The sequence below is a fragment of the Flavobacterium sp. FG19 genome (assembly GCF_057809475.1).
This window is the reverse complement of sequence record NZ_JBMDKA010000001.1, coordinates 351339-374178: the sequence shown is the minus strand read 5'-3', so window position 1 is coordinate 374178 and position 22840 is coordinate 351339. Positions and strand designations below refer to the sequence as shown.

General features: G+C 36.0%; 17 protein-coding genes. 7 read left to right on the top strand and 10 right to left on the bottom strand.

Annotated features, from left to right (window positions below; all coding sequences use genetic code 11):
• Position 1 precedes the first annotated feature (1 nt).
• Genes ACODST_RS01620 through ACODST_RS01610 form a run of 3 tightly spaced genes read left to right on the top strand, consistent with a single transcriptional unit; the run spans position 2 to position 5185 of the window.
• Positions 2 to 2194 carry a peptidase domain-containing ABC transporter gene (locus tag ACODST_RS01620; protein WP_488930366.1) on the top strand — a complete coding sequence of 731 codons (2193 nt, stop codon included), beginning with the start codon at positions 2 to 4 and terminating at the stop codon, positions 2192 to 2194.
• Positions 2195 to 2196: 2 nt separating this feature from the next.
• Positions 2197 to 3492: an HlyD family secretion protein gene (locus ACODST_RS01615; RefSeq protein WP_488930365.1), complete on the top strand. Its 1296-nt coding sequence runs from the start codon at positions 2197 to 2199 to the stop codon at positions 3490 to 3492.
• A 37-nt stretch (positions 3493 to 3529) separates the two neighbouring features.
• Positions 3530 to 5185, top strand: a complete 1656-nt coding sequence (locus tag ACODST_RS01610) for a S41 family peptidase (protein ID WP_488930364.1) — start codon at positions 3530 to 3532, stop codon at positions 5183 to 5185.
• Between the two features lie 47 nt (positions 5186 to 5232).
• Here the strand turns inward: ACODST_RS01610 and ACODST_RS01605 are convergent, their stop codons facing one another.
• The 3 genes from ACODST_RS01605 to ACODST_RS01595 all read right to left on the bottom strand — a co-directional run bounded on the left by ACODST_RS01605 (position 5233) and on the right by ACODST_RS01595 (position 7120).
• On the bottom strand, positions 5233 to 5940 hold the full coding sequence (locus ACODST_RS01605) for a tRNA1(Val) (adenine(37)-N6)-methyltransferase (RefSeq protein WP_488930363.1): 708 nt from the start codon (positions 5938 to 5940) through the stop codon (positions 5233 to 5235).
• Between the two features lie 78 nt (positions 5941 to 6018).
• Entirely contained in the window at positions 6019 to 6543 is a 525-nt protein-coding gene (rimM, locus tag ACODST_RS01600; protein ID WP_488930362.1) for a ribosome maturation factor RimM, read from the bottom strand.
• Between the two features lie 16 nt (positions 6544 to 6559).
• Complete coding sequence (locus tag ACODST_RS01595; protein ID WP_488930361.1) at positions 6560 to 7120, bottom strand: 30S ribosomal protein S16; 561 nt, start codon at positions 7118 to 7120, stop codon at positions 6560 to 6562.
• A gap of 95 nt (positions 7121 to 7215) precedes the next feature.
• Here ACODST_RS01595 and ACODST_RS01590 point away from each other — a divergent pair, with 95 nt between their 5' ends.
• Positions 7216 to 7827 (top strand): DUF6252 domain-containing protein, encoded by a 612-nt coding sequence (locus tag ACODST_RS01590; protein WP_488930360.1) that lies wholly within the window; start codon positions 7216 to 7218, stop codon positions 7825 to 7827.
• 65 nt (positions 7828 to 7892) lie between these two features.
• On the opposite strand, the gene leuB is transcribed toward ACODST_RS01590, so the two are convergent.
• The 6 genes from leuB to ACODST_RS01560 all read right to left on the bottom strand — a co-directional run bounded on the left by leuB (position 7893) and on the right by ACODST_RS01560 (position 15176).
• Positions 7893 to 8948: a 3-isopropylmalate dehydrogenase gene (gene leuB / locus ACODST_RS01585; RefSeq protein ID WP_488930359.1), complete on the bottom strand. Its 1056-nt coding sequence runs from the start codon at positions 8946 to 8948 to the stop codon at positions 7893 to 7895.
• Positions 8949 to 9108: 160 nt separating this feature from the next.
• Positions 9109 to 10629: an alpha-isopropylmalate synthase regulatory domain-containing protein gene (locus tag ACODST_RS01580; protein ID WP_488930358.1), complete on the bottom strand. Its 1521-nt coding sequence runs from the start codon at positions 10627 to 10629 to the stop codon at positions 9109 to 9111.
• A gap of 123 nt (positions 10630 to 10752) precedes the next feature.
• Positions 10753 to 11349: a 3-isopropylmalate dehydratase small subunit gene (leuD, locus tag ACODST_RS01575; protein WP_026727052.1), complete on the bottom strand. Its 597-nt coding sequence runs from the start codon at positions 11347 to 11349 to the stop codon at positions 10753 to 10755.
• A 114-nt stretch (positions 11350 to 11463) separates the two neighbouring features.
• Entirely contained in the window at positions 11464 to 12858 is a 1395-nt protein-coding gene (gene leuC / locus ACODST_RS01570) for a 3-isopropylmalate dehydratase large subunit (protein WP_488930357.1), read from the bottom strand.
• Between the two features lie 518 nt (positions 12859 to 13376).
• A complete protein-coding gene (locus tag ACODST_RS01565; RefSeq protein ID WP_488930356.1) occupies positions 13377 to 14297 on the bottom strand; it encodes a helix-turn-helix domain-containing protein in 921 nt (306 codons plus the stop codon).
• A gap of 75 nt (positions 14298 to 14372) precedes the next feature.
• Positions 14373 to 15176 carry an SDR family oxidoreductase gene (locus ACODST_RS01560; RefSeq protein ID WP_488930355.1) on the bottom strand — a complete coding sequence of 268 codons (804 nt, stop codon included), beginning with the start codon at positions 15174 to 15176 and terminating at the stop codon, positions 14373 to 14375.
• 478 nt (positions 15177 to 15654) lie between these two features.
• On the opposite strand from ACODST_RS01560, the gene dnaE reads away from it, so the two are divergent.
• From dnaE to ACODST_RS01545, 3 genes are all read left to right on the top strand, one after another.
• On the top strand, positions 15655 to 20190 hold the full coding sequence (gene dnaE, locus ACODST_RS01555) for a DNA polymerase III subunit alpha (RefSeq protein WP_488930354.1): 4536 nt from the start codon (positions 15655 to 15657) through the stop codon (positions 20188 to 20190).
• A 178-nt stretch (positions 20191 to 20368) separates the two neighbouring features.
• Positions 20369 to 21283, top strand: coding sequence for an outer membrane beta-barrel protein (locus ACODST_RS01550; protein ID WP_488930353.1), 915 nt, complete (start codon positions 20369 to 20371; stop codon positions 21281 to 21283).
• Between the two features lie 289 nt (positions 21284 to 21572).
• Complete coding sequence (locus ACODST_RS01545; RefSeq protein ID WP_488930352.1) at positions 21573 to 21806, top strand: hypothetical protein; 234 nt, start codon at positions 21573 to 21575, stop codon at positions 21804 to 21806.
• Positions 21807 to 21861: 55 nt separating this feature from the next.
• On the opposite strand, the gene ACODST_RS01540 is transcribed toward ACODST_RS01545, so the two are convergent.
• Complete coding sequence (locus ACODST_RS01540; protein ID WP_488930351.1) at positions 21862 to 22830, bottom strand: hypothetical protein; 969 nt, start codon at positions 22828 to 22830, stop codon at positions 21862 to 21864.
• Positions 22831 to 22840 lie beyond the last annotated feature (10 nt).

The following is a 22840-nucleotide window of genomic DNA, read 5'->3' as shown; positions in this document are numbered from 1 at the left end:
TTTGAAAAAATTCCCTCATTATAAACAGGCAGATTTTAAAGACTGCGGCCCTACATGTTTAAAAATTATTGCCAAACATTACGGGAAAACGATTCATATACAGGATTTAAGAGAAGCCAGCGAAACGACTCGTGAAGGGAGCAACCTGCTATTTTTGAGTGATGCGGCCGAAAAAAACGGCTTTAGGACTCTGGGGGTCAAATTAAGTCTTGAAAGACTCGAAGAAGCACCTCTTCCGTGCATACTGCACTGGAACAAAAACCATTATGTGGTGCTCTATAAAATAAAAAAAGGCACTTACTATATTTCGGACCCTGCTTTTGGTCTGATCGAATACAACCAATCCGATTTTTTAAAATTCTGGATCGGTAATAATGCCGATGAATCGACTCAGGAAGGAATTGCCCTCTTGATGGAAGCAACTCCCAAATTCTTTCAGTCCGATTTTGATAAAGAAGAAAACAGGGGATTAGGATTTTCCTTGTTATCGCAATATGTCTGGCGTTACAAATCGTTTTTGGTTCAGTTAAGTATCGGGCTGCTGGCCAGCAGTTTGCTGCAGCTTATTTTTCCTTTTTTAACCCAGAGTATAGTCGATATTGGAATCCAGAACCAGAATATTCATTTTATCTATCTGATCCTTTTTGCACAGCTGTTTTTGTTTGCCGGAAAAACCGGTCTGGAACTTATCCGGAGCTGGATACTGCTGCATTTGTCTACCCGCATCAACATTTCGTTAATTTCTGATTTTTTCATCAAACTCATGAACCTGCCTATTTCCTTTTTTGATGTCCGTATGACCGGGGATATTATGCAGCGTATCAACGATCACCGCAGGATTGAAAGAATATTGACCACATCGTCACTAAATGTATTATTTTCTGTAATCAATATGTTTGTCATGGGAGGTGTACTGGCTTATTTTAACCTCCAGATATTCCTGGTGTTTTTTATAGGAAGTATTTTTTATTTTGGCTGGATTACCCTTTTCCTGAAAAGAAGGGAAGCCCTGGATTACAAACGCTTTGCTGAAGTTTCTAACGAACAGGGAAAAGTCATGGAGCTTATTAACGGTATGCAGGAAATCAAGCTTCATAATGCCGAAAAACAAAAACGATGGGGCTGGGAATATGTACAGGCACGACTTTTCAGGGTTTCTATAAAAGGATTGGTTTTAGAACAGACACAAAGTATAGGCTCTTCGGTCATTAATGAATTAAAGAATATTTTTATCATTTTCCTGTCGGCCAAATTAGTCATTGATGGTTCCATAACCCTGGGAATGATGCTGGCTATCAGCTCGATTGTAGGAAGTTTAAACGGACCGGTTACCCAGCTTATTGAATTTGTGAGAGAACTTCAGGATGCTAAAATATCGCTTGCCAGATTGTCAGAAATTCATGAAAAAGAAGATGAAACCCAGCAGGAAGAGCATCAGAGCCATGATGTTCCGTATGATTCAGATCTCGAACTAAAAAATGTTTCCTATCGCTATTTAGGATCAGACATTCCGGTTTTAAAAGATTTGAGCCTGATAATTCCCGCCAATAAAGTTACGGCAATAGTGGGCGTAAGCGGAAGCGGAAAAACAACACTGATGAAACTGCTGCTTAAATTTTATGAACCTGAAAACGGTGAAATTACCATAGGCAGTACCCAGTTAAGGAACATTTCCCAAAAAGCCTGGCGGTCTAATATTGGGGCAGTCATGCAGGAAGGATTTATTTTTAGCGATACCATTGCCAATAATATTACTATTGGTACTGATAAAGTAGATAAAGAACGTTTGGTCTATGCCGCAGATGTTGCCAATATTAAAGAATATATCAGCGAACTGCCTTTAGGATATAATACCAAAATAGGATCAGAAGGAACCGGAATGAGTACCGGACAAAAACAGCGTTTGTTAATTGCAAGGGCTGTTTATAAAAACCCCGAAGTCTTATTTTTTGATGAGGCCACGTCAGCTTTAGATGCCAATAATGAAAAAGAAATTATGCAGAAACTGGATATTTTCTTTAAAAATAAAACAGTAGTAGTAATTGCGCACAGACTCAGTACCGTAATGAATGCGGATCAGATTGTAGTTTTGGATAAAGGAAAAATTATCGAAATCGGCTCCCATTCCTCATTGGTGGCACAGAAAGGAAATTATTTTGAACTGGTTAAAAATCAACTGCAGTTAGGAAATTAAATATGGCAGAAGAAAAAGATACATTTGAATTAAGAAGTGAAGAAGTACAGGATATCCTGACCAAAGTACCGCATTGGATGATCCGATGGGGCACTGTTTTGATATTTGTAATCATCCTCATGCTGTTTTTTGTTTCCTGGTTTATAAAATATCCCGATGTGGTTAATACTGAAATTGTCATTACCACCAATATTCCGCCAGAGAAAATTGTAGCCAAATCATCCGGTCGTATCGAAGCTATTTTGGTTAAGAACAAAGCAGATGTTCCTAAAAATACAACGCTTGCCATTATCGAAAACACGGCCAGTTACCAAGATGTGTTTTTACTAAAAAGCATAATAGAAGGATACAATATTAATGATTCCCAAAAAGAATTTCCTTTTGCACAATTAAAAAATACCCAGCTGGGAGAAATTGAAAGTGCTTATGCCGTTTTTCAGAAAGATTATCAGGCACAGGAACTCAACCATGACCTGCAGCCGTATGCTATCGAAAACAGGGCTCAGATTTCAGAAAAAATCCAGCTAAAAGAAAGATTAGAGATCCTGCAGCAGCAAAAAGTACTTAACGAAAGTGAACTGCAGCTTCAAAAGAACGAGATCGCCCGTTTTGAAGCTTTATATACCAAAGGTATTATTTCGGCTCAGGAAATGGAAGCTAAGAAGTTAAGTTTTCTTCAGGCACAAAAGAACTATAGAAGTCTTTTATCGTCGATTTCACAGTTAAAGTCTTCTTTGATTGATAATACTAAATCAAGCCAGAGCTCGCAGGTTAACAGCACTAAAGAAGAAGTAAACCTTGGGCGTAATATGGCGCAGTCTTTTTACCAGCTCAAAAAGGTAATAAAAGACTGGGAGCTGGCTTATGCTTTAAGATCCTCCATCAGCGGAAGGGTTACTTTTTTACAGGTTTGGACCGAAAACCAGACCATCAATTCCGGTGACAATGTTTTTTCAATTATTCCTGATGCCAGAAATGGTTTTGTGGGCAAAGTAAAAGCTCCGGCTTTAAACTCGGGTAAAATCAAAGTGGGACAACGGGTTAACATTCGTCTGGCCAATTTTCCGGACAGGGAGTTTGGAGTATTAAAAGGAAAGATTCAAAATATTTCTCTGGTGCCGGATAAAGACGGTAATCTGCTCATAGACGTTGCGCTGCCTAACGGCTTATTAACATCTTATCGCAAACAAATTGTTTTTCAGCAGGAAATGAAAGGGACTGCCGAAATCGTAACCGAAGATTTACGATTGATAGAAAGAATATTATATCAATTTAAAAGCATATTTGAACAGGTTTAAATATAACTAAAAGCCCTTTTAACTAATTCTGATTTTAATGAAAAAGTATCTGCTGATTTTTATTTTGTTATTGTTTCAAAGTTCATTCTCAAAATCAATAACTGAAACCCAAAAGCTTGCTGCGGTTTGCAAAGTCTGGGGATTTTTAAAGTATTATCATCCAAATGTAGCCGATGGGAGTAAAAATTGGGATGAACAGTTATTTCTGATATTACCTCAGATTGAAAAAGTTCAGACGACCGAGGAGTTTTCTCTTGTAATAGAGAATTGGATTGCGTCATTAGGAGGAATTAAGTCGTACAAACCTGCTAAATCTGTCAATAAGATTGACTATTTTGATAAAAATTTCGATTTGTCCTGGATTTCGAATTCAGAATTGTTTTCTAAAACACTTTCTAAAAAATTAAAGTTTATTGAACAAAACAGAGTTCAGACAAAACAGTTTTATATTGAATTTACAGAAGATGATACCAAAGGAGTTTTTGAAGAATTTAAAAATGAGAATAATTATCCTGATTTTGAATGGACAAATAAAAACCTTAGGCTTTTAATTTTATTCAGATATTGGAATTATGTAGAATACTTTTTTCCGTATAAATATCAGATGGACCAGCATTGGGACAAATCGCTGGCAGAAGCACTGCCTGGCTTTATTGCTCCTGAATCAGAGGTTGATTTTCATTATGCATTGAAAGAGCTGATTGTAAAGTTAAACGATTCGCATGCTTTTTTGGGAACAAGAACTCTGTTTTTAAATTTTTCCGGAGATAAATTTATTCCTTTTGAAACAAAAATTATCGATGATAGAGCTATTGTTATAAGCTCAAAAAATGATTCTCTTACCCAATTAGATGATATCAGAACTGGTGATATTATAACAAAATTTGATGGTAAAACCATTGCTGAAATTTTAAAAGAGAAAGCAAAGTATATAGAAGGTTCTAATGCTCCAACTGTTTTAAGAAACGCGAATACGGTTATTTTTAATGGAAAGACAAAAAATGCAGAAATTGAGTTTATAAGAGACGGAAAAACGACTGTAAAGTCAATTAACCGTTATATTTATAAGGATATTAAAGTAAAGCCTGTAACGAAAGAAAAATGGAAAATCCTGGACGATAATATTGGTTATGTAGATTTTACTTCGTTAATGTATGATGATATTCCTGCTTTAATTGAAAATTTAAAAGATACGAAAACAGTAATTTTTGATAATCGCTGTTATCCCAATGGTGTAATGTCTGCAATTGCCGGCTGGATTAATTCTCATGAAAAAGATTTTGCGAGATTTACTTATCCCGACATTACTTATCCCGGAAAATTTTACTGGAGTCGTAATTTTCAAATAGGAAGTGAAAATCCTGCTCATTATAAGGGAAAAGTTATTGTTTTAGTAGATGAAAATACACAAAGTCATGCAGAATTTACAGCAATGAGTTTACAAACGGCACCAGATGTTACCATAATAGGAAGCCAGACTGCCGGTGCTGATGGGAATGTCTGCAGTTTTCAGATCGTAAAAGGATTTTATACTGCTTTTAGCGGGATAGGTGTTTTTTATCCGGACAAAAAGGAAACGCAGCGAATAGGAATTGTTCCTGATATTGAAGTGAAACCAACTCTTTTAGGAATTCAGCAGGGAAGGGATGAGGTTTTGGAAAGAGCTGTTCTTTTTGCCAGAAGCGGGAAATAGTATGATGAGGCGGGTTTTGTCAGCATACAAAGCTTTGTAAGGGTATTTTACATTTTTAGGTAAAAATCTTTTGTCAGCTCAATATATTCTGGTGTATAAACGTGTCTTTCAATTTCAATTGTTAATTCATCGATTTCAAATGGAGAAACTTCATTTCGGCTAAATGCCAGTAAACTACGTTTGATTTCTGATTTTGGAGTTCCTTTTACTCGGGTAATTTTAGTTGGATAAAGTTCCGCTTCTTTGGCTAAAGAAATGAATTTTTCCTCTTCTTTAAAAGGAATAATTATAGCAAGTATACCATTTTCAGAAAGTAACAAATCAGCTGCTTCGACAATCTCTTCAAAAGGCATTGCATCCTGAAAACGGGCTAAATCCCGCTGTTCATTTTCGGTTTTATAATCTTCGGCATAAAAAGGCGGATTTGAAACAATCAAATCATATTCGTCTTCCGGTTCGTCAATAAATTCGTCTAAACCAGCATGAAAACAAAATAAACGATCTCCCCACGGAGAAGCTTCGAAATTTTCAACAGCCTGCTCATAAGCGTCTTCATCAATTTCCAGGGCATCAATTTGTTCAGCATGACTTCGCTGTGCCAGCATCAAAGCAATGATTCCGGTTCCGGCACCAATATCCAAAACACTAAACGGATTGTGGTTAATGGGAGCCCAGGAGCCTAGTAATACGCCATCTGTGCCGACTTTCATGGCAGTTTTATCTTGTTTTACAGAGAATTGCTTAAACTGAAACATTTTGATTTATGGTTTGGTATATTGATATTTTTATTCAGTTAGAAAACTGAATACTAAAAACTGCGACTGAACACTAAATTAAAGATACATTTCCACAAGACCTTCAGGAAGATCCATGATAATTTTTTTGTTTTCGCGATCAATTTTTACAAGGAATTGATCAATCATTGGAACTAAAATTTCTACTTCGCCATTTAGAACTTCAAAAAGAGGCTGGGCAGAAGAATCATTAATAGACGTAATTTTTCCGAAAACACCTAAACGTTTGTCTTCGATTTCAAAACCAATAACTTCGTGATAATAGAATTTGTTACCAGTAAGTTTTGGTAACATGGATAAAGGAAGGTAAATACCATTTCCAACAAGAGCATCCGCATCTTCTTCGGTATTTACGTCTTCAAAACGGACTCTGAGAAAGTCGTTTTTATGTAAGGAACTATTTTCAATAAAAAAAGGAACCAGGTGTTTGTTGTGTTCAACAAACACTGATTCCAGATTTTCGTATAACTCAGGTTCGTCTGTGTCTAAATAGATCAGAACTTCACCTTTGAAACTAAATTTTTTAGCGATTTTACCTAAATAAAAACATTCTTCTTTACGCATTATCGCTAAGGTAAAATTATGCTTCAGTTGTTTCGTTATTCTCTTCAGCAGCAGGAGCTTCTTCAGTTGCTTCAGCAACTTCTTCAGCAGTCTCAGCAGCTTGTGAAGCGGCAGCAGCTTCAGCCTGTGCAGCAGCAGCTTCAGCAACACGTTTAGCGTTAACTTCTTTCTCTGCTTTTAATGCTGTAGCTTTAGCATCAGCTTTTGCTTTAGATAAACCATCTTTTTTAGCATCAACTTTACCAGCTTTTGCTTCTAACCAAGCTGTTAATTTAGCATCAGCCTGCTCTTGTGTTAAAGCTCCTTTACGAACTCCTCCGTCAAGGTGGTGTTTCAATAAAGCACCTTTGTAAGAAAGGATAGCTCTTGCAGTATCAGTTGGCTGAGCACCATTGTGTAACCATTTAACTGCGCTGTCAAGGTTTAACTCAACAGTTGCTGGGTTAGTGTTTGGATTGTAAGTACCGATTTTCTCTAAGTATCTACCATCTCTTTTTGAGCGTGCATCTGCAGCTACTACCCAGTAAAAAGGTTTTCCTTTTTTACCGTGTCTTTGTAATCTAATTTTTACTGACATAATCTAGTGATTAAATTTTGAGGTACTCGACCTCTGTTAATTAAGGGCGCAAAGATATAATTTTTTTCTGAATTATACGTTCAATTTAATAATAATTGAATTTAGTTACATTTTTGTTAAAACTAACTTCGCCAGCCTTTTACTTTTTATTTATTTCTGGCAAAATAGATACTTTTGCTGCAAAATTGATTAATGATACCGCAAATATGAAAAAATGGATGCTTTTAGTGGCTTTTTTTGCACTCTTTTGTGCTTGTACGCCAGAGACAGCAGAAATTAGCCATCCTGCTTTTCAGACCTTAAAAAATAAGGCTTTTTGGAAAGCAGATAGTTTTAAAGCTTACTTACAGACTGATGGTTCTCTTGTTATAGAAGGGATTTCTGGTTTGGAAAAAATTACATTACAGACTACTTCTTTAAAAGAGGGAACATTTATAATAAGTAGAGATGCTGAAAATAAAGCTTTTTATAGCGATTCAGAATCAGAAAAAGCAGTTTCTTATTCTGCAGAAGTCGAAGGACAAATTGTTGTTACAAAATTTAATGTAGAGAATAATACTGTTTCAGGAACTTTTAGATTTATTGCTCTGAATGATGACAAGACATCGTCTGAAGATAATGAGATGAATTTTACTGAAGGTGTTTTCTATAAAATTCCTATTGAGAGCAACGATGTAACAGGATTAGTAAAAAAGGGATCAACTTAAGTCGATCCCTTTTTTGTTCTTTTTATGTGAGACGCACTGCGGTGCGTCTCTACAATTTTTATGATTTATACATTGGCAGCTAACCAGTCACCAACTTCTTTAGTACCGTAGGCTTTACCTCCATTTGCTAAATCTTCAGTAACTACTCCAGCTTCTAAAGCTTTGTTTACAGCATCTCTCATCGCTTTTCCTTCTTCTATCAATCCGAAGTTTTCGAACATCATAGCAGCAGATAAAATAGTAGCCATTGGGTTAGCAATATTTAATCCGGTAGCTTGTGGGTAAGAACCGTGAATAGGTTCAAACAAAGATACTTCAGCTCCCATAGAGGCAGAAGGCATTAATCCCATTGATCCGGAAATTACAGAAGCTTCGTCTGTTAAGATGTCCCCAAATAAGTTCTCTGTAATCAATACATCATAAGAGTTTGGCCATTGTACCAAACGCATTGCAACCGCATCAACAAATTCGTAGCTCACTTCAACTTCTGGATAATCTTTTTCCATTGCCTGAACTGTTTCTCTCCACAAACGAGAAGTTTCCAAAACGTTTGCTTTGTCAACGCAGCATAATTTTTTAGAACGTGTCATTGCTAATTCGAAACCTTTTTTAGCTAAACGCTGAACTTCTGCTCTTGTGTAGACGCAGTTATCGTAAGCGGTGTCTCCGTTATCTTTTCTTCCTTTTTCACCAAAGTAGATCCCGCCGGTTAATTCTCTCAAGAAAACCAAATCAGTTCCTTCAATTCTTTCTCTTTTTAGCGGCGATTTATCTAATAATGATGGGAATGTAAAAGTTGGTCTTACGTTTGCGAACAAACCTAATGCTTTACGCATTTTTAATAAACCTTGCTCTGGACGTACTGGCGCAGAAGGATCGTTATCGTATTTAGGGTGTCCAATTGCACCAAAAAGAACTGCATCGGCATTTTTACAAACTTCGTGCGTTGCATCCGGGTAAGGTTCTCCAACTGCATCAATTGCAGCAGCTCCGGTTAAAGCTGGTTTCCAGGTGATTTCATGTCCAAATTTTTGTGCAATAGCATCAGATACTTTTACAGCTTCATTGATTACTTCTGGTCCGATTCCGTCTCCGGCTAAAAGGGCTATGTTTAATTTCATTCTATATTTTTTAAAAGGTTCTAAGGTTCTGAGTTGCTAAGGTTCTAAGTTTTTTTCTTATTGACTTAGTTTTTTATTTTTATGGTTAAAGGTTTGAGTTACTAAGGTTCTAAGGTCGAAGAAAAATCTTAGAACCTCAGAACCTTAGTTTCTTAGCACCTTAAGTAATTATGTTAAGCATTTTTTGTGTCGCAATAATCGCTGCAACGGTTTGATCTGAATCTAATCCGCGGGTTTTGAATTCTTTTCCGTTGTTTGTCCATGTGATAATGGTTTCGCACAACGCATCAGAACTACTTCCGGGAGGGATTCTTACCGCATAATCAATCAGTTTTGGAAGCGTTAATTTCTTGCTTTTGTAAATCTTCGATAAAGCATTCATGAAAGCATCAAACTGGCCGTCTCCTTGTGCATTTTCTTCGATTATTTCTCCGTTTAAATTTAAAGATAAAGTCGTAGAGGGGCGCATTCCTTTAGAATGTACCAGCATATAAGAGTTTATAGTAATTTTTTCTTCGTAAGTATGACTGTCCAAAACATCGGAAATAATGTATGGCAGATCTTCTTTTGTTACGGTTTCTTTTTTGTCGCCTAATTCAATAATTCTTTGCGTAACTAATTTCAAATCTTCGTTGTTTAGTTTTAAACCTAATTCCTGAAGATTCTTTTCGATATTGGCTTTTCCAGAAGTTTTTCCAAGAGCATATTTACGTTTTCTTCCAAAACGTTCCGGAAGCAAGTCATTAAAATACAGATTGTTTTTGTTGTCTCCGTCTGCATGAATTCCGGCTGTCTGCGTAAAAACGTTGTCGCCCACAATTGGTTTGTTAGCAGGAATTCTATAGCCTGTAAAAGTTTCAACCAATTTACTTACAGAATACAAAGAGGTTTCTTTGATGTTGATTTTTACTTCTGGCAGATAATCATTGATCACAGCAACAGTACTTTCAAGCGGAGCATTTCCGGCACGTTCTCCCATTCCGTTTACCGTTACGTGAAGTCCGTTGATTCCTGCTTTTATGGCTTCCATAACATTGGCAACGCTTAAATCGTAATCGTTGTGTGCGTGGAAATCAAAATGAATGTTTGGATATTTTGCTCTGATTTTTGAAATAAACTCAAAAGTTAAAGACGGAATTAAAACACCTAAAGTATCGGGAAGTAAAACTCTTTTAATTGGCTGTGTTGCTAAGAAATCCAGGAATTGAAAAACATAATCGGGAGAATTTCGCATTCCGTTGCTCCAGTCTTCTAGGTAAACATTGGTTTCAATATCATTGTTTTGTGCTAAAGCAATGATTTCAGCGATTTCAGCAAAATGCTGTTCCGGAGTTTTTTTTAACTGATGCGTTAAGTGATTCATTGAGCCTTTGGTCAACAAATTCTGTACTTTGGCACCGGCTTTTTTCATCCAGTCAATTGAAACGCCTCCATCAACAAACGTCAGAACTTCAATTCTTCCAATATATCCTTTTTCTTCAGCCCATGAAGTAATTCCTTTTACGGCCTGAAATTCTCCTTCGCTCACACGTGCTGAAGCAATTTCGATTCTATCAATATGTAATTCCTCCAGCAACAATTGCGCAATGGTTAGTTTTTCTGCAGCAGAAAATGATACTCCTGAGGTCTGTTCACCATCACGGAGCGTCGTATCCATTATTTCAATTTTTCTTTTTTCCATATTGATATTCTATATTCCTTTTATATGGTAAATTTTTTATTGTGTTGTCTTGCTTGTTTAACTTATAAAGACCCGACAGGTTTCAAAAACCTGTCGGGTCTCAAAGGACTGAACCTGATTTTTTTAGTAAGGAAGTTTATCAGCAAAAGCTTTAATATCTTCCTTCATGTCTTGTAAATAATCAATGTCATCAAAACCATTGATTAAGTTGTTCTTTTTATAACCATTAATAGCAAATGATTCCTGCTCACCAGTTGACAATAAAGTAATCGTTTGATTTGGAAGATTGATTTCTAATTCTGTATTAGGGTCAGCTTCGATAGCTTTGAAAATATTAGCTAAAAATTCCGGGCTGATTTGTACTGGCAAAACACCAATATTCAAACAGTTTCCTTTGAAGATATCTGCAAAGAAAGAAGAAACTACCGCACGGAATCCATAATCGTAAACCGCCCAGGCAGCGTGCTCTCTGGAAGATCCAGAACCAAAGTTCTTTCCTCCAACAAGAATTTTTCCGCTGTAAGTTGGGTTGTTTAAAACGAAATCTGCTTTTGGAGTATCGTCTCCATTGTATCTCCAGTCTCTGAAAAGGTTGTCTCCAAAACCTTCACGTTTTGTAGCTTTTAAGAAACGAGCTGGAATGATTTGATCTGTATCTACGTTCTCAATTGGCAACGGAACTCCGCTGCTTGTCAGTATATTAAATTTATCGTATGCCATTTTAATTTTAGATTTTGGATTTTAGATTTTAGATTTTCTGAAAGTGAGAATCTATAATTAAATCTAAAAGCAATTTTATTGAATTTTTGAAATTGTTATTGCAATTGTCATTGACTAGAACAGCTCTCTCGGATCTGTTAGTTTTCCTGTAACAGCAGCTGCCGCAGCCATAATTGGAGAAGCTAATAAAGTTCTTGAACCAGGACCTTGACGACCTTCAAAGTTTCTGTTTGAAGTACTTACTGCATATTTTCCAGCAGGAACTTTATCGTCGTTCATTGCTAAACAAGCAGAACATCCTGGCTGACGTAATACGAAACCAGCTTCAGTCAAAATATCTAAAATTCCTTCTTCTTTAATTTGTGCTTCAACAACGTGAGAACCCGGAACTAACCAAGCTGTAACATTATCTGCTTTTTTTCTTCCTTTTACAATTTCAGCAAAAGCTCTAAAATCTTCAATACGTCCGTTTGTACAACTTCCTAAGAAAACGTAATCGATTTGTTTTCCAATCATTACGTCGTCTTCGTTGAAGCCCATATAAGCTAAAGATTTTTTGTAAGTTTCCTCACCACCTTCAACTTCTTTTGCATTCGGGATATGTTTTGTGATACCAATTCCCATTCCAGGGTTTGTACCGTAAGTAATCATTGGCTCGATGTCTTCTGCTTTGATGTTTAATTCAGCATCAAACACAGCATCAGCATCCGTTTTTAACGTTTTCCAATATTCAACAGCTTTTGTCCAGGCTTCTCCTTTTGGAGCGTAAAGTCTTCCTTCTAAGAAATCGAAAGTAGTCTGGTCAGGAGCGATCATTCCGCCGCGAGCACCCATTTCGATACTTAAGTTACAAACTGTCATACGGCCTTCCATAGTCATGTTTTCAAAAACATCACCAGCATATTCAACAAAATATCCTGTACCTCCAGAAGTAGTTAACTGAGCAATAATATAAAGCGCAACGTCTTTTGGACCAACACCTTTACTCAATTGACCGTTTACGTTGATACGCATTTTCTTTGGTTTTGGCTGCATAATACATTGCGTAGAAAGCACCATTTCAACCTCAGATGTTCCGATACCAAAAGCAATCGCTCCAAAAGCACCGTGAGTAGACGTATGCGAATCGCCGCATACAATAGTAGCACCTGGCAAAGTAATTCCGTTTTCAGGACCTACTACGTGTACAATACCATTTTTTTGGTGACCTAATCCCCAGTGCGAAATTCCGTATTCGGCAGCATTGTCTTCAAGAGCCTGAAGCTGGTTTGCAGAAAGCGGATCCTGAACTGGTAAATGTTGGTTTATGGTTGGTGTATTGTGGTCGGCAGTTGCAAAAGTACGTTGTGGATATAACACATTAACGCCTCTTGATTTTAATCCTAAAAAAGCAACAGGACTCGTAACTTCATGAATGAAATGGCGGTCAATAAAAAACACATCTGGCCCATCTTCAATTTTACGCACAACATGTGAATCCCATACTTTGTCAAATAATGTCTTACTCATTTTTTATTTTTTTTAATTGTAATTTCTATAACCACAGCAATTTCCTGTTCATTATAATAGCAAAACAAAAGTAAAAAAAGATAAAAAAGCGTCAATTTCGATATTTCATTATATACGATACCCAAACCAATTTACAAATTGCCAAACGGCTTTTGCAAACTAAAATTTGACAGAAAAATGATAAAGAAACTGATTTGCTTTTTCTTTTTCGGCTTTAATTTTTCTTGTTTGTTTTTTGTTTTAATAGTTTGCAAATTTATCTCAAAATCAATATAAAATATAAGAATTTGATTGAAAAAATCTAACAAAATGTATAAAAATAGTAATAATTGTTAGTTTTGAAATTTCTGCAAAAAGAATGCTTTTTCGGTTTTTTGAAGCTTTTAAAGGAGTTTTCAGGACACTATTTAGATTCAATAAAAGGTCAAAATACTACGACATCCAAGAGGTGTATTTTTGTGAAATTTTGTGATTTTTTGAGACAAAATCTGATTTTTTGAAGGCAGTATTTTTGAGAATTAATTCAACGAATTTTTAAATTCTAATGGAGTCAGACTGGTTTTCTTTTTGAATAATTTACTAAAGGATTGTGGATACTCAAAACCTAATTGATAAGCGATTTCTGCTACCGAAAGATTGGTCGTAATCAGAAAATCTTTTGACTTTTCAATTAATTTCGAATGAATATGCTGTTGCGCATTTAATCCGGTTAAATTGCGGAGCATGTCGCTCAAATAGTGGCTTGAAACATTAATCTGCGAAGCCAGAAATTCAACTGTCGGTAATCCTTTTTTTAAGGTTTCGGCATTACTGATATAGTTGTCCAGGGTTTCTTCAACCTTTAATAATAAATCGTGACTGATCGTTTTTCTGGTAATAAATTGACGTTTGTAAAAACGATTGCTGTAATTGAGCAAAACATCTATATAAGAAACAATCACGTCCTGACTCATTTCGTCTATTGCAGTATTGAGCTCGTTGTTGATACTTTGAAGTAATCCAATAATAATGGTTTTCTCACTGTCTGAAAGATGTAAAGCTTCATTGGTATCATAAGAAAAGAAACCATATTTTTTGATGCTTTTTCCTAAAGAATAATTTCGAATAAAATCGGGATGAAATAAAAGGGTGTAACCGCCATATTCAACTCCTTCTTCATTTTCAGTAAAAATCAACTGATTAGGAGAAGCAAACATCAGTCCGCCTTCATTAAAATCATAATAACCTTGACCGTAGCCCATTTTCCCGTTGGTCGAAAACTTATAAGAGATCTTATAAAAATCAAGTAAAAAAGAATGGTTTGCTAAATCTTCATTTAAAACCAATTGAGTATTATCTACCAAACTCACCATCGGATGAAGTGGTTTTGGCAGTCTAAGCAAGTCATGAAATTGAGATATAGAAGAGACTTTTGCCGGATTATTGTTTTTCTTTTCCATGATATAAAAGTATGAAAATTAAAGGACTAATACCGTTCAGTTTTTGAAAGTCTAAACGGTATTAGTTTGGATGAATTATGCGCCTAAAAACTGTTTTCCAAACTCGGTGCGAAAAGTCTCTGCGCCTAATTCTAATCGTTGTTTGTAAAGTGCTTTTGCATCTTCGCCGGCAACATATCTTAATTGATTTTTTCCGTCCGTTGCGGCTTCATAAACAACATCAGCAATTTGTTCCGGAGTTGAAGCCATTTCAAACATGGTGTCAACGCTTCCAAACATTTTATTGGTCATTGTTTCGTATTCAGGAAGAGTGCTCGTATCAAGTGAACCATGCAAAAATTCGGTTCTAATTGCTCCAGGAGAAACGGTTTTAATGTTTATTCCAAACGGATTTAGTTCGTAAGCCATACTCTCGCTCCAGCCTTCTAATCCCCATTTTGTTGCATGATAAATCGAACCTAAAGGAAAAGCAATCAATCCGCCAATAGAAGTAGTTGAAATAAATAAACCGCTTTTTCTTTCTCTGAAATACGGAATAAAAGCATTGGTAACTCGAATTACTCCCAACAAATTAGTGTTCAATTGTTTGGTAATCTGATCATCAGAAAGACTTTCTAAAGGGCCAATTAAACCATAGCCGGCATTATTAAAAACGATATCAATGTCACTTAATTCAAGTGCTTTTTTTACAGTGTTTTGAATTTGACCATAATTGGTAACGTCTAATGGTAAAAGCGTTACATTTTTTAATTGAGAAAGTTCTGTTTCTTTTTCAGGAGTTCTCATGGTTGCGATTACGTTCCATCCTTTTTCGTGGAATAATTTTGCTGTTGCTTTTCCTAAACCTGATGATGCGCCTGTGATAAAAATTGTTTTCATGATTATTATTTTTTAATTGTTATAATTTGATGAAGCAAAGTTCAGGATACACTGCAGCTTAAAAGTGTTCATTTTGGTGCAATGATTATCCAAAATGAATAATCGGAGTTTTTTAAATTGAAAAGCTTTGTGTGTAGTTTTTTAAAGACATAGAGACATAGATTTTGTAACCCTTAAAAAAGGCGCTTCACTTATTTTAAATACATATAGCTATGTGTTAAAATCTAGATTTTTTTTAAAGTCTCTTTATAAAAGTAAGATCTATGCTTCTATGTGTTTAAAATTTTAAGAATTTCATTCGGCAGTTTTTATTTGGTGCTTTTGTTAACAACTTTCACTTTATTATTTCTTTAAAAAAAGCGTAAATTTGAACTTCCTCCAATTTTAATTCATAACTTTAGTATTCTTCATGTAATCAAATGTTTATGTGATAAGGGTTTAAAATGTTGGAGCTTTAAAATTTGACTTTTACGACTTTATGTATTTAATATTCGATACCGAAACAACCGGATTACCAAAACGCTGGGATGCCCCGATAACTGATTCTGATAACTGGCCCCGCTGTATACAAATTGCCTGGCAGCTTCATGACGAAATGGGACAACTTGTCGAACATCAGGATTATTTAGTAAAACCGGAAGGATTTAATATTCCCTATGATGCTGAACGTATTCACGGTATTTCTACTGAATTGGCTGAAGCCGATGGAATCACCTTGGCCGAAGTTTTGGAAAAATTCAATATTGCTTTAAGCAAAACCAAATATATTGTAGGTCAGAATTTAGGTTTCGACGTCAATATTATGGGAGCCGAATTCCATAGAATGGGAGTGGAGTCTCAAATGGCTTCAATGCCTGTTTTGGATACTTGTACCGAAGTTACGGCTTCATTATTACAGCTTCCGGGAGGTCGTGGAGGAAAATTCAAACTGCCCACTTTGACCGAATTACACAGCTATCTTTTCGATCAGCCATTCGCGGAAGCGCACAACGCAACTGCCGACGTTGAGGCAACTACGCGTTGTTTCTTAGAATTGGTCAGAAGAGAAGTTTTTACCAAAGAAGAACTTGATGTTCCAAAAGAATATTTCAAAGATTTTCAGGTAAGAAATCCAGAGCCATTTAAGTTAATTGGTTTAAAACACATCAATTTAAAAGCGGCTTCTGATAAAATCAGAGAACAGCTTAAAGCTTTAGCCGGAGATGACACCCAAAATGTCGTTTCAGAAGAAGATAAAGCGGAGTTTAAAGCGGCAAAATTTGCGCATTTGCACAATCATACACAGTTTTCGGTACTGCAATCGACTATTGGAATCGGAAATATTGTTTCAGCTGCAGCCAAAAATAAAATGCCGGCTGTTGCCATGACCGATACCGGAAACATGATGGGAGCTTTTCATTTTGTAAGCGCTGTTATGAATCACAATAAAGCGGCTTCCGGAAAAAATAAAGCTTTGGTGGAAGCCGGAGAAGAACCAACCGAAACCGAAATAAAACCAATTGTAGGCTGTGAATTTAATATCTGCGAAAATCATTTAGATAAAAGCAAAAAAGACAACGGTTACCAGGTGGTTTTGATGGCTAAAAACAAAGCCGGATACCACAATCTGGCCAAAATGGCTTCGATTGCTTATACGGATGGATTCTATTATGTTCCAAGGATTGACCGCACGATTGTAGAGCAATACAAAGGCGATATCATGGTGCTGTCCGGGAATTTATATGGTGAGATTCCGAGTAAAATTCTGAATATTGGTGAAAACCAGGCAGAAGAAGCTTTAATTTGGTGGAAGGAACAATTTGGCGAAGATTTCTATCTGGAAGTAATGCGTCATAATCAGGAAGATGAAAATCGTGTTAATAAAACCCTGATTGAGTTTTCTAAGAAACACAACGTTAAATTAATTGCAACCAACAATACGTATTATTTAAATAAAGAAGATGCCAACGCCCACGATATTTTACTGTGTGTAAAAGACGGTGAAAAGCAGGCAACACCTATTGGACGTGGACGTGGTTATCGCTACGGACTTCCTAATCAGGAATATTACTTCAAGTCGGAAGAAGAGATGAAAAAACTCTTTGCCGATCTGCCGGAAGCCATTATCAACATTCAGGAAATTATTGATAAGGTCGAAGGTTATTCGCTATATCGTGATGTATTACTTCCTAAGTTTGATATTCCGGAAGAATTTGTGGTTCCCGAAGATGAAGAAGACGGCGGTGTACGTGGGGAAAATAAATATTTGAGACACCTTACAATGGAAGGTGCCAAAAGACGATACGGCGAAATCACAGAATCGATTCAGGAGCGTCTCGATTTTGAATTAATGACGATTTCGAACTCAGGTTATCCTGGGTACTTTTTGATTGTACAGGATTTCATTGCCGAGGCAAGAAAAATGGATGTATCAGTAGGACCGGGCCGTGGTTCTGCAGCGGGTTCTGCCGTTGCGTACTGTCTCGGAATTACCAATATTGACCCCATTAAATACGACTTACTTTTTGAGCGTTTCCTAAATCCTGACCGTGTATCGATGCCCGATATTGATATTGACTTTGATGACGAGGGTCGTGGACGTGTAATGGAATACGTAATCAATAAATACGGTCAGAAACAGGTGGCACAGATTATCACCTATGGTAAAATGGCAACCAAATCGGCGATTCGTGATACGGCTCGTGTACTGGATTTACCATTATTTGAAGCCGACAGAATTGCGAAACTGATTCCGGGAATGATGCCATCTAAATGGAATTTGGCGCGTTTTATTTCGGAGAGTGAAGATGAGGTTAAAAAAGCCCTTCGTTCCGACGAATTTGATAATGTAAAAGAATTAATCGCCATTGCCAATGAAGATGATTTGGCGGGAGAAACCATTCAACAGGCAAAAATTCTGGAAGGATCAATGCGTAATACGGGTATTCACGCCTGCGGGGTTATCATTACCCCCTCGGATATTACGAATTATGTTCCGGTTACGACAGCAAAAGATTCCGATTTATATGTAACACAGTTTGACAACTCGGTTGCAGAAAGCGCCGGATTGCTGAAAATGGACTTCTTGGGTCTGAAGACCCTTACGCTGATAAAAGATACCGTAAAACTGGTAAAATACAGAACTGGAATTGATCTGGATCCTGATACTTTCCCGATTGATGATGAAGAAACGTATGCGCTTTTCCAAAGAGGTGAAACAGTTGGAATCTTCCAATACGAGTCACCTGGAATGCAGAAATACATGAAAGATCTGAAGCCAACGGTTTTTGGAGATTTAATTGCGATGAACGCCTTGTATCGTCCGGGACCTTTGGAGTATATTCCATCTTTCGTTCGAAGAAAAAATGGCGATGAAGAAATCAAATACGATTTAGATGCCTGTGCCGAATATTTATCAGAAACCTACGGAATTACGGTTTACCAAGAGCAGGTAATGCTTTTGTCTCAGTCTTTGGCAGGATTTACAAAGGGTGAGGCCGACGTCTTGCGTAAAGCGATGGGTAAGAAACAAAAAGACGTACTAGATAAAATGAAGCCTAAGTTCGTGGAACAAGCAGCCGCAAAAGGTCATGACGCCAAAATTCTGGAGAAAATCTGGAAAGACTGGGAAGCCTTTGCGAGTTATGCCTTCAACAAATCGCACTCGACTTGTTATGCTTGGATTGCATACCAAACGGCTTATTTGAAAGCACATTATCCTGCCGAATATATGGCAGCGGTACTTTCGAATAACATGAATGATATCAAACAAGTTTCTTTCTTTATGGAAGAATGTAAACGTATGGGATTACAGGTTTTAGGGCCTTGTGTAAATGAGTCGTACTATAAATTTACGGTAAATGATGAATACGCTGTTCGTTTCGGAATGGGAGCGATTAAAGGTGTTGGTTCCGGAGCTGTAGAAACGATTGTAGAAAACAGAAAAGACGGAAGATATAAATCTATTTTTGATTTGGCGAAACGTATTGATTTGCGTGCTGCCAATAAAAAAGCGATTGAGAATTTAGCATTGGCAGGAGGTTTCGATTCGTTTGAAGGAACAACCAGAGCGCAATATTTCCATGACGATGGAGACGGAATCACATTCTACGAAAAAGCGATGCGTTACGGATCCAAGTTTCAGGAAAATGAAAATTCTTCTCAGGTAAGTTTATTTGGGGAAACCAGCGAAGTACAAATTGCAGAACCAGTTGTACCGCCTTGTGAGGACTGGAGCACAATGGAAAAACTGGCGAAAGAAAAAGAAGTTGTCGGAATCTATATTTCGGGACATCCGCTTGATGATTTTAGGTTTGAAATGAAATACTTCTGTAATTCTCGTTTGGAATCGCTTAAAAGTATGAATGAGTATGTGGGGAAAAACCTCATGTTTGCCGGAATTATCAATAACGTACAGCATCGTGTAGCTAAAAACGGAAAAGGCTGGGCGGCTTTCAACTTAGAAGGATATGATGAAAGTTATGAGTTCAAGATTTTCGGAGAAGAATACCTGAAATTCCGCCATTTCTTAATTCAGAACAATTTTGCCTTTTTGAAAATTTTGATCAAAGACGGCTGGGTAAACCACGATACGGGTAAAAAATCAGATCCGAGAATGCAGTTTGTCGAGATTCGCCAGCTGCAGGATATTCTCGAAGCTTTTGCTAAAAAGCTTATAGTGCTGCTGAATATCAAAGACCTTCATCCTGATTTTATTCATAAGTTAAGTCATTTGTTTAACGAGAATAAGGGAGATAATTCGGTAACTTTTGAGATTATGGAAATCGAAAATATCAAACGTCTGGTTGAAGTAGAAACCACAAGCGATTTTGAAGACGATGAAGGAGCTGTTTTTGAAGACGAAAACGACGAGGGAGAAACAGCCGCCGAAGCCAAAATACAGGAAGTAGAAGAAGTTGAAGAAATTAAAGTTGTAACAAAACTGACAATGCCAAGCCGCAGATTAAAAGTTAAGATTTCGGCCGAATTGCTGCAAGAATTGGAGAAAATGCAGATAAACTTTAAGTTAAATTAAATTTTAACAGTTAAAGTTTAGAGAAATGCATTTTTTTACTGTTAAAAATATGCATGCATACTACTTTTTTAGTAATATTGCCCAAAATTACAACGATTTCGTTCCAAGTCTAACCACTTAAATTATAAGAATATGTTTATAAATTCTTATATTTGAGTAAATCAATTAAATCAGAATTATGAAAAAGAACCTATTTTTACTAGGATTATTAGTTTGCTCTATGACCGCCATGGCGCAGACAGGAAGTGCGGATAAGCCAGAAAGCTGGTATTTTAAATTAGGTGGATCTTACTTCAACCAGACCGCTTCTACGGAGTTTCCAACAGTTGGAGGAAATGATGCAATGGCAAGAACTTATGTAGGAGGAAAGTTAGTATCTGAAAAAAGTATAACAGGTTCTTTTGGTCAGGGTTTTAGAACAGGAATTACTGCAGGATACCGTTTTTCAGTACGCTTAGGAGTTGAGTTAGGAGTGAATTACTATTCAAGTAATGAGAAAACTATGGCTCAAACCACTACAGATGCAATTTTCATGCAAGGAACTAAAGCAATTTATAACTTTAAGTCAGAAGGTAAAATCACTGCTTTTGATGTGGCTCCGGCGATTGTGATGTTTTTAGGAGAAGCTCATGGTTTTGAACCATATACAAAAGTTGGTGTTTTAGTGCCTATTCATGGAGATTTAGAAATTACCACAGACGCAATTGCACCAATTTCTGCAACTGTTGCAGCTCCGGTACATAGTGTTGATAAAGTAAAACCTAACCCAACTATTGGATTCTCAGCAGCTATGGGAACAACTTACAAATTAGGAAAACACATTTCTGCTTTTGCTGAGTTAGAATACAGAAACTTTACTGTTCATGGAAAATCTAAAGAAACTACCGAATTTAAAGTAAATGGTCAGGATGCTTTAGCAGGTAGAACTACCGCTCAGATTCATACTAATTACAGAGACAGATTAGATGTTAATTCAAACAACGTTGCCACTAACCCAAATGGTGTTGATTCATCGAAAGCAATGGACGAATTAAGTTCATACGTTGGAATTTCTGGTTTAGGTTTAACATTAGGTATTAAATACAGCCTATAAATTTTATAGCGTTTTTTAGTTTTTTAGTGAAAGAGGATATCGTAATGATATCCTCTTTTTTTTCGCAGCATATTAATTTAAAGAAATTACTCACATTTTAATATTGCGTTATTGGTGATAACAATAGTTTTTTGATATATTTGCAGTTCCTAAAACTTCAAGATTATGAGCACAACAAAACTTCTTGCCCATGTGGTATGCTGGCGGTATTGGAAACAACTGCAACGCTTTCTTGAAGGCGTAGGACAGCTAACCCATATGGGTTTTTTATTTCCTAAACTTCAAGATTATGAGTACCAAAACCCTTTCGAAAGAAACAGAATTGCGATTGAAAGATTTTTTCAGCAACACAGTTGATCCTGTAAACCTGGCCAAAGCCATCCGGCGGCAGAACTATTTAATTTCCTTAAGCTTAATCCGGGACTGCGAAACTTTGCAATCCGAAACCGTAAGCCTCGAAAAAGGCTATTACTGGCTCAACGAACTGGCCGAAATTTTAAATCCTTATTTTGATGTTGAATAATAAACAAAAAGCCACTTTTTAAGAAGTGGCTTTTTTTAGTTTTTAATCTATTTAGTTATAATGTATAAAAATCTTTTAAATTATAAACTAAAAAGTAATCGCTTGGAATTAATTTTTTATTTATATTGTATTGATTTGCAGATGCGTAACAGACTTGAAATATCTCATTTTTTATTGAAGCTATCGCAACTCCAATAGTAGAAGACTTATTATTTAAAGGAGAAATAGCAATGTTATAATCTTCACTATATTTGTTAAATATATCATTGAGTAAATTAATTGAAGTATCAATTTCAATACATGAAAATTCTTTTTCTTCTAATAGGATATTCTTAAACTTCTCTTTTATATTATCATATTTAGCATCGACAAGACATTTTATTTGAGAATTAATTGATCCAGATTTTGAAGGTTTTGCTAATATCAAAGCGTTAGGTTCAAATGATTCAATTATTATTTCTGTTCTTTCTTCTTCAAAGCCATTAAAAACTACAAGCAATAATTTCTTAGAAGGAGTCATAATTCCTGAAAAACCAAAAATAGGCCGTATTTCCCTTACGCCTTTTGTTAGCCAGAGGCCTTCATCTTCAGAATAATTTTCAACTGGAGTATGGATGAAAGTAATATCGAGTCTTTTAATAAAGATAGGCCTAGTTAAAACTTTAATTAGTATTAGCAAAATTTCTCTTGAAAAAGCGGTTACATCTATTACTATTTTAAGTTTTTTCTTTCTAGTATTAATTAGTAAACTATCAATTTTTTCATAAAATAAGTTAAATGTAGTGAATGAATCATTTTTAGGATATTTTATTAAATCTTTAATATTGAATAAAGAAATCATTTTATCCATATTATTTACCGCTAAAGCATAATTTTCTTCAAGATGAAATAAAGCAGTTCTACTAATTTTAGATTTATCAAGAAAAAGACTTAATGTTTGTGATCTATCTTCAAATCCTGATGATAAAAAAAGTAAATCAATTTTACCTATGTGTTCTGCAATATCTACATTTTTTATTTTCATGATCACTTTT

Excerpts from the sequence above, each read along its gene's own strand:
- ACODST_RS01545 (WP_488930352.1), top strand. The coding sequence starts at position 21,573 with ATGAGTACCAAAACCCTTTCGAAAGAAACAGAATTGCGATTGAAAGAT.
- ACODST_RS01560 (WP_488930355.1), bottom strand. The coding sequence starts at position 15,176 with ATGAAAACAATTTTTATCACAGGCGCATCATCAGGTTTAGGAAAAGCA.
- ACODST_RS01565 (WP_488930356.1), bottom strand. The coding sequence starts at position 14,297 with ATGGAAAAGAAAAACAATAATCCGGCAAAAGTCTCTTCTATATCTCAA.
- ACODST_RS01610 (WP_488930364.1), top strand. The coding sequence starts at position 3,530 with ATGAAAAAGTATCTGCTGATTTTTATTTTGTTATTGTTTCAAAGTTCA.
- ACODST_RS01580 (WP_488930358.1), bottom strand. The coding sequence starts at position 10,629 with ATGGAAAAAAGAAAAATTGAAATAATGGATACGACGCTCCGTGATGGT.
- dnaE (WP_488930354.1), top strand. The coding sequence starts at position 15,655 with ATGTATTTAATATTCGATACCGAAACAACCGGATTACCAAAACGCTGG.
- leuB (WP_488930359.1), bottom strand. The coding sequence starts at position 8,948 with ATGAAATTAAACATAGCCCTTTTAGCCGGAGACGGAATCGGACCAGAA.
- leuC (WP_488930357.1), bottom strand. The coding sequence starts at position 12,858 with ATGAGTAAGACATTATTTGACAAAGTATGGGATTCACATGTTGTGCGT.
- leuD (WP_026727052.1), bottom strand. The coding sequence starts at position 11,349 with ATGGCATACGATAAATTTAATATACTGACAAGCAGCGGAGTTCCGTTG.
- ACODST_RS01550 (WP_488930353.1), top strand. The coding sequence starts at position 20,369 with ATGAAAAAGAACCTATTTTTACTAGGATTATTAGTTTGCTCTATGACC.
- ACODST_RS01615 (WP_488930365.1), top strand. The coding sequence starts at position 2,197 with ATGGCAGAAGAAAAAGATACATTTGAATTAAGAAGTGAAGAAGTACAG.
- rimM (WP_488930362.1), bottom strand. The coding sequence starts at position 6,543 with ATGCGTAAAGAAGAATGTTTTTATTTAGGTAAAATCGCTAAAAAATTT.
- ACODST_RS01605 (WP_488930363.1), bottom strand. The coding sequence starts at position 5,940 with ATGTTTCAGTTTAAGCAATTCTCTGTAAAACAAGATAAAACTGCCATG.
- ACODST_RS01595 (WP_488930361.1), bottom strand. The coding sequence starts at position 7,120 with ATGTCAGTAAAAATTAGATTACAAAGACACGGTAAAAAAGGAAAACCT.
- ACODST_RS01540 (WP_488930351.1), bottom strand. The coding sequence starts at position 22,830 with ATGAAAATAAAAAATGTAGATATTGCAGAACACATAGGTAAAATTGAT.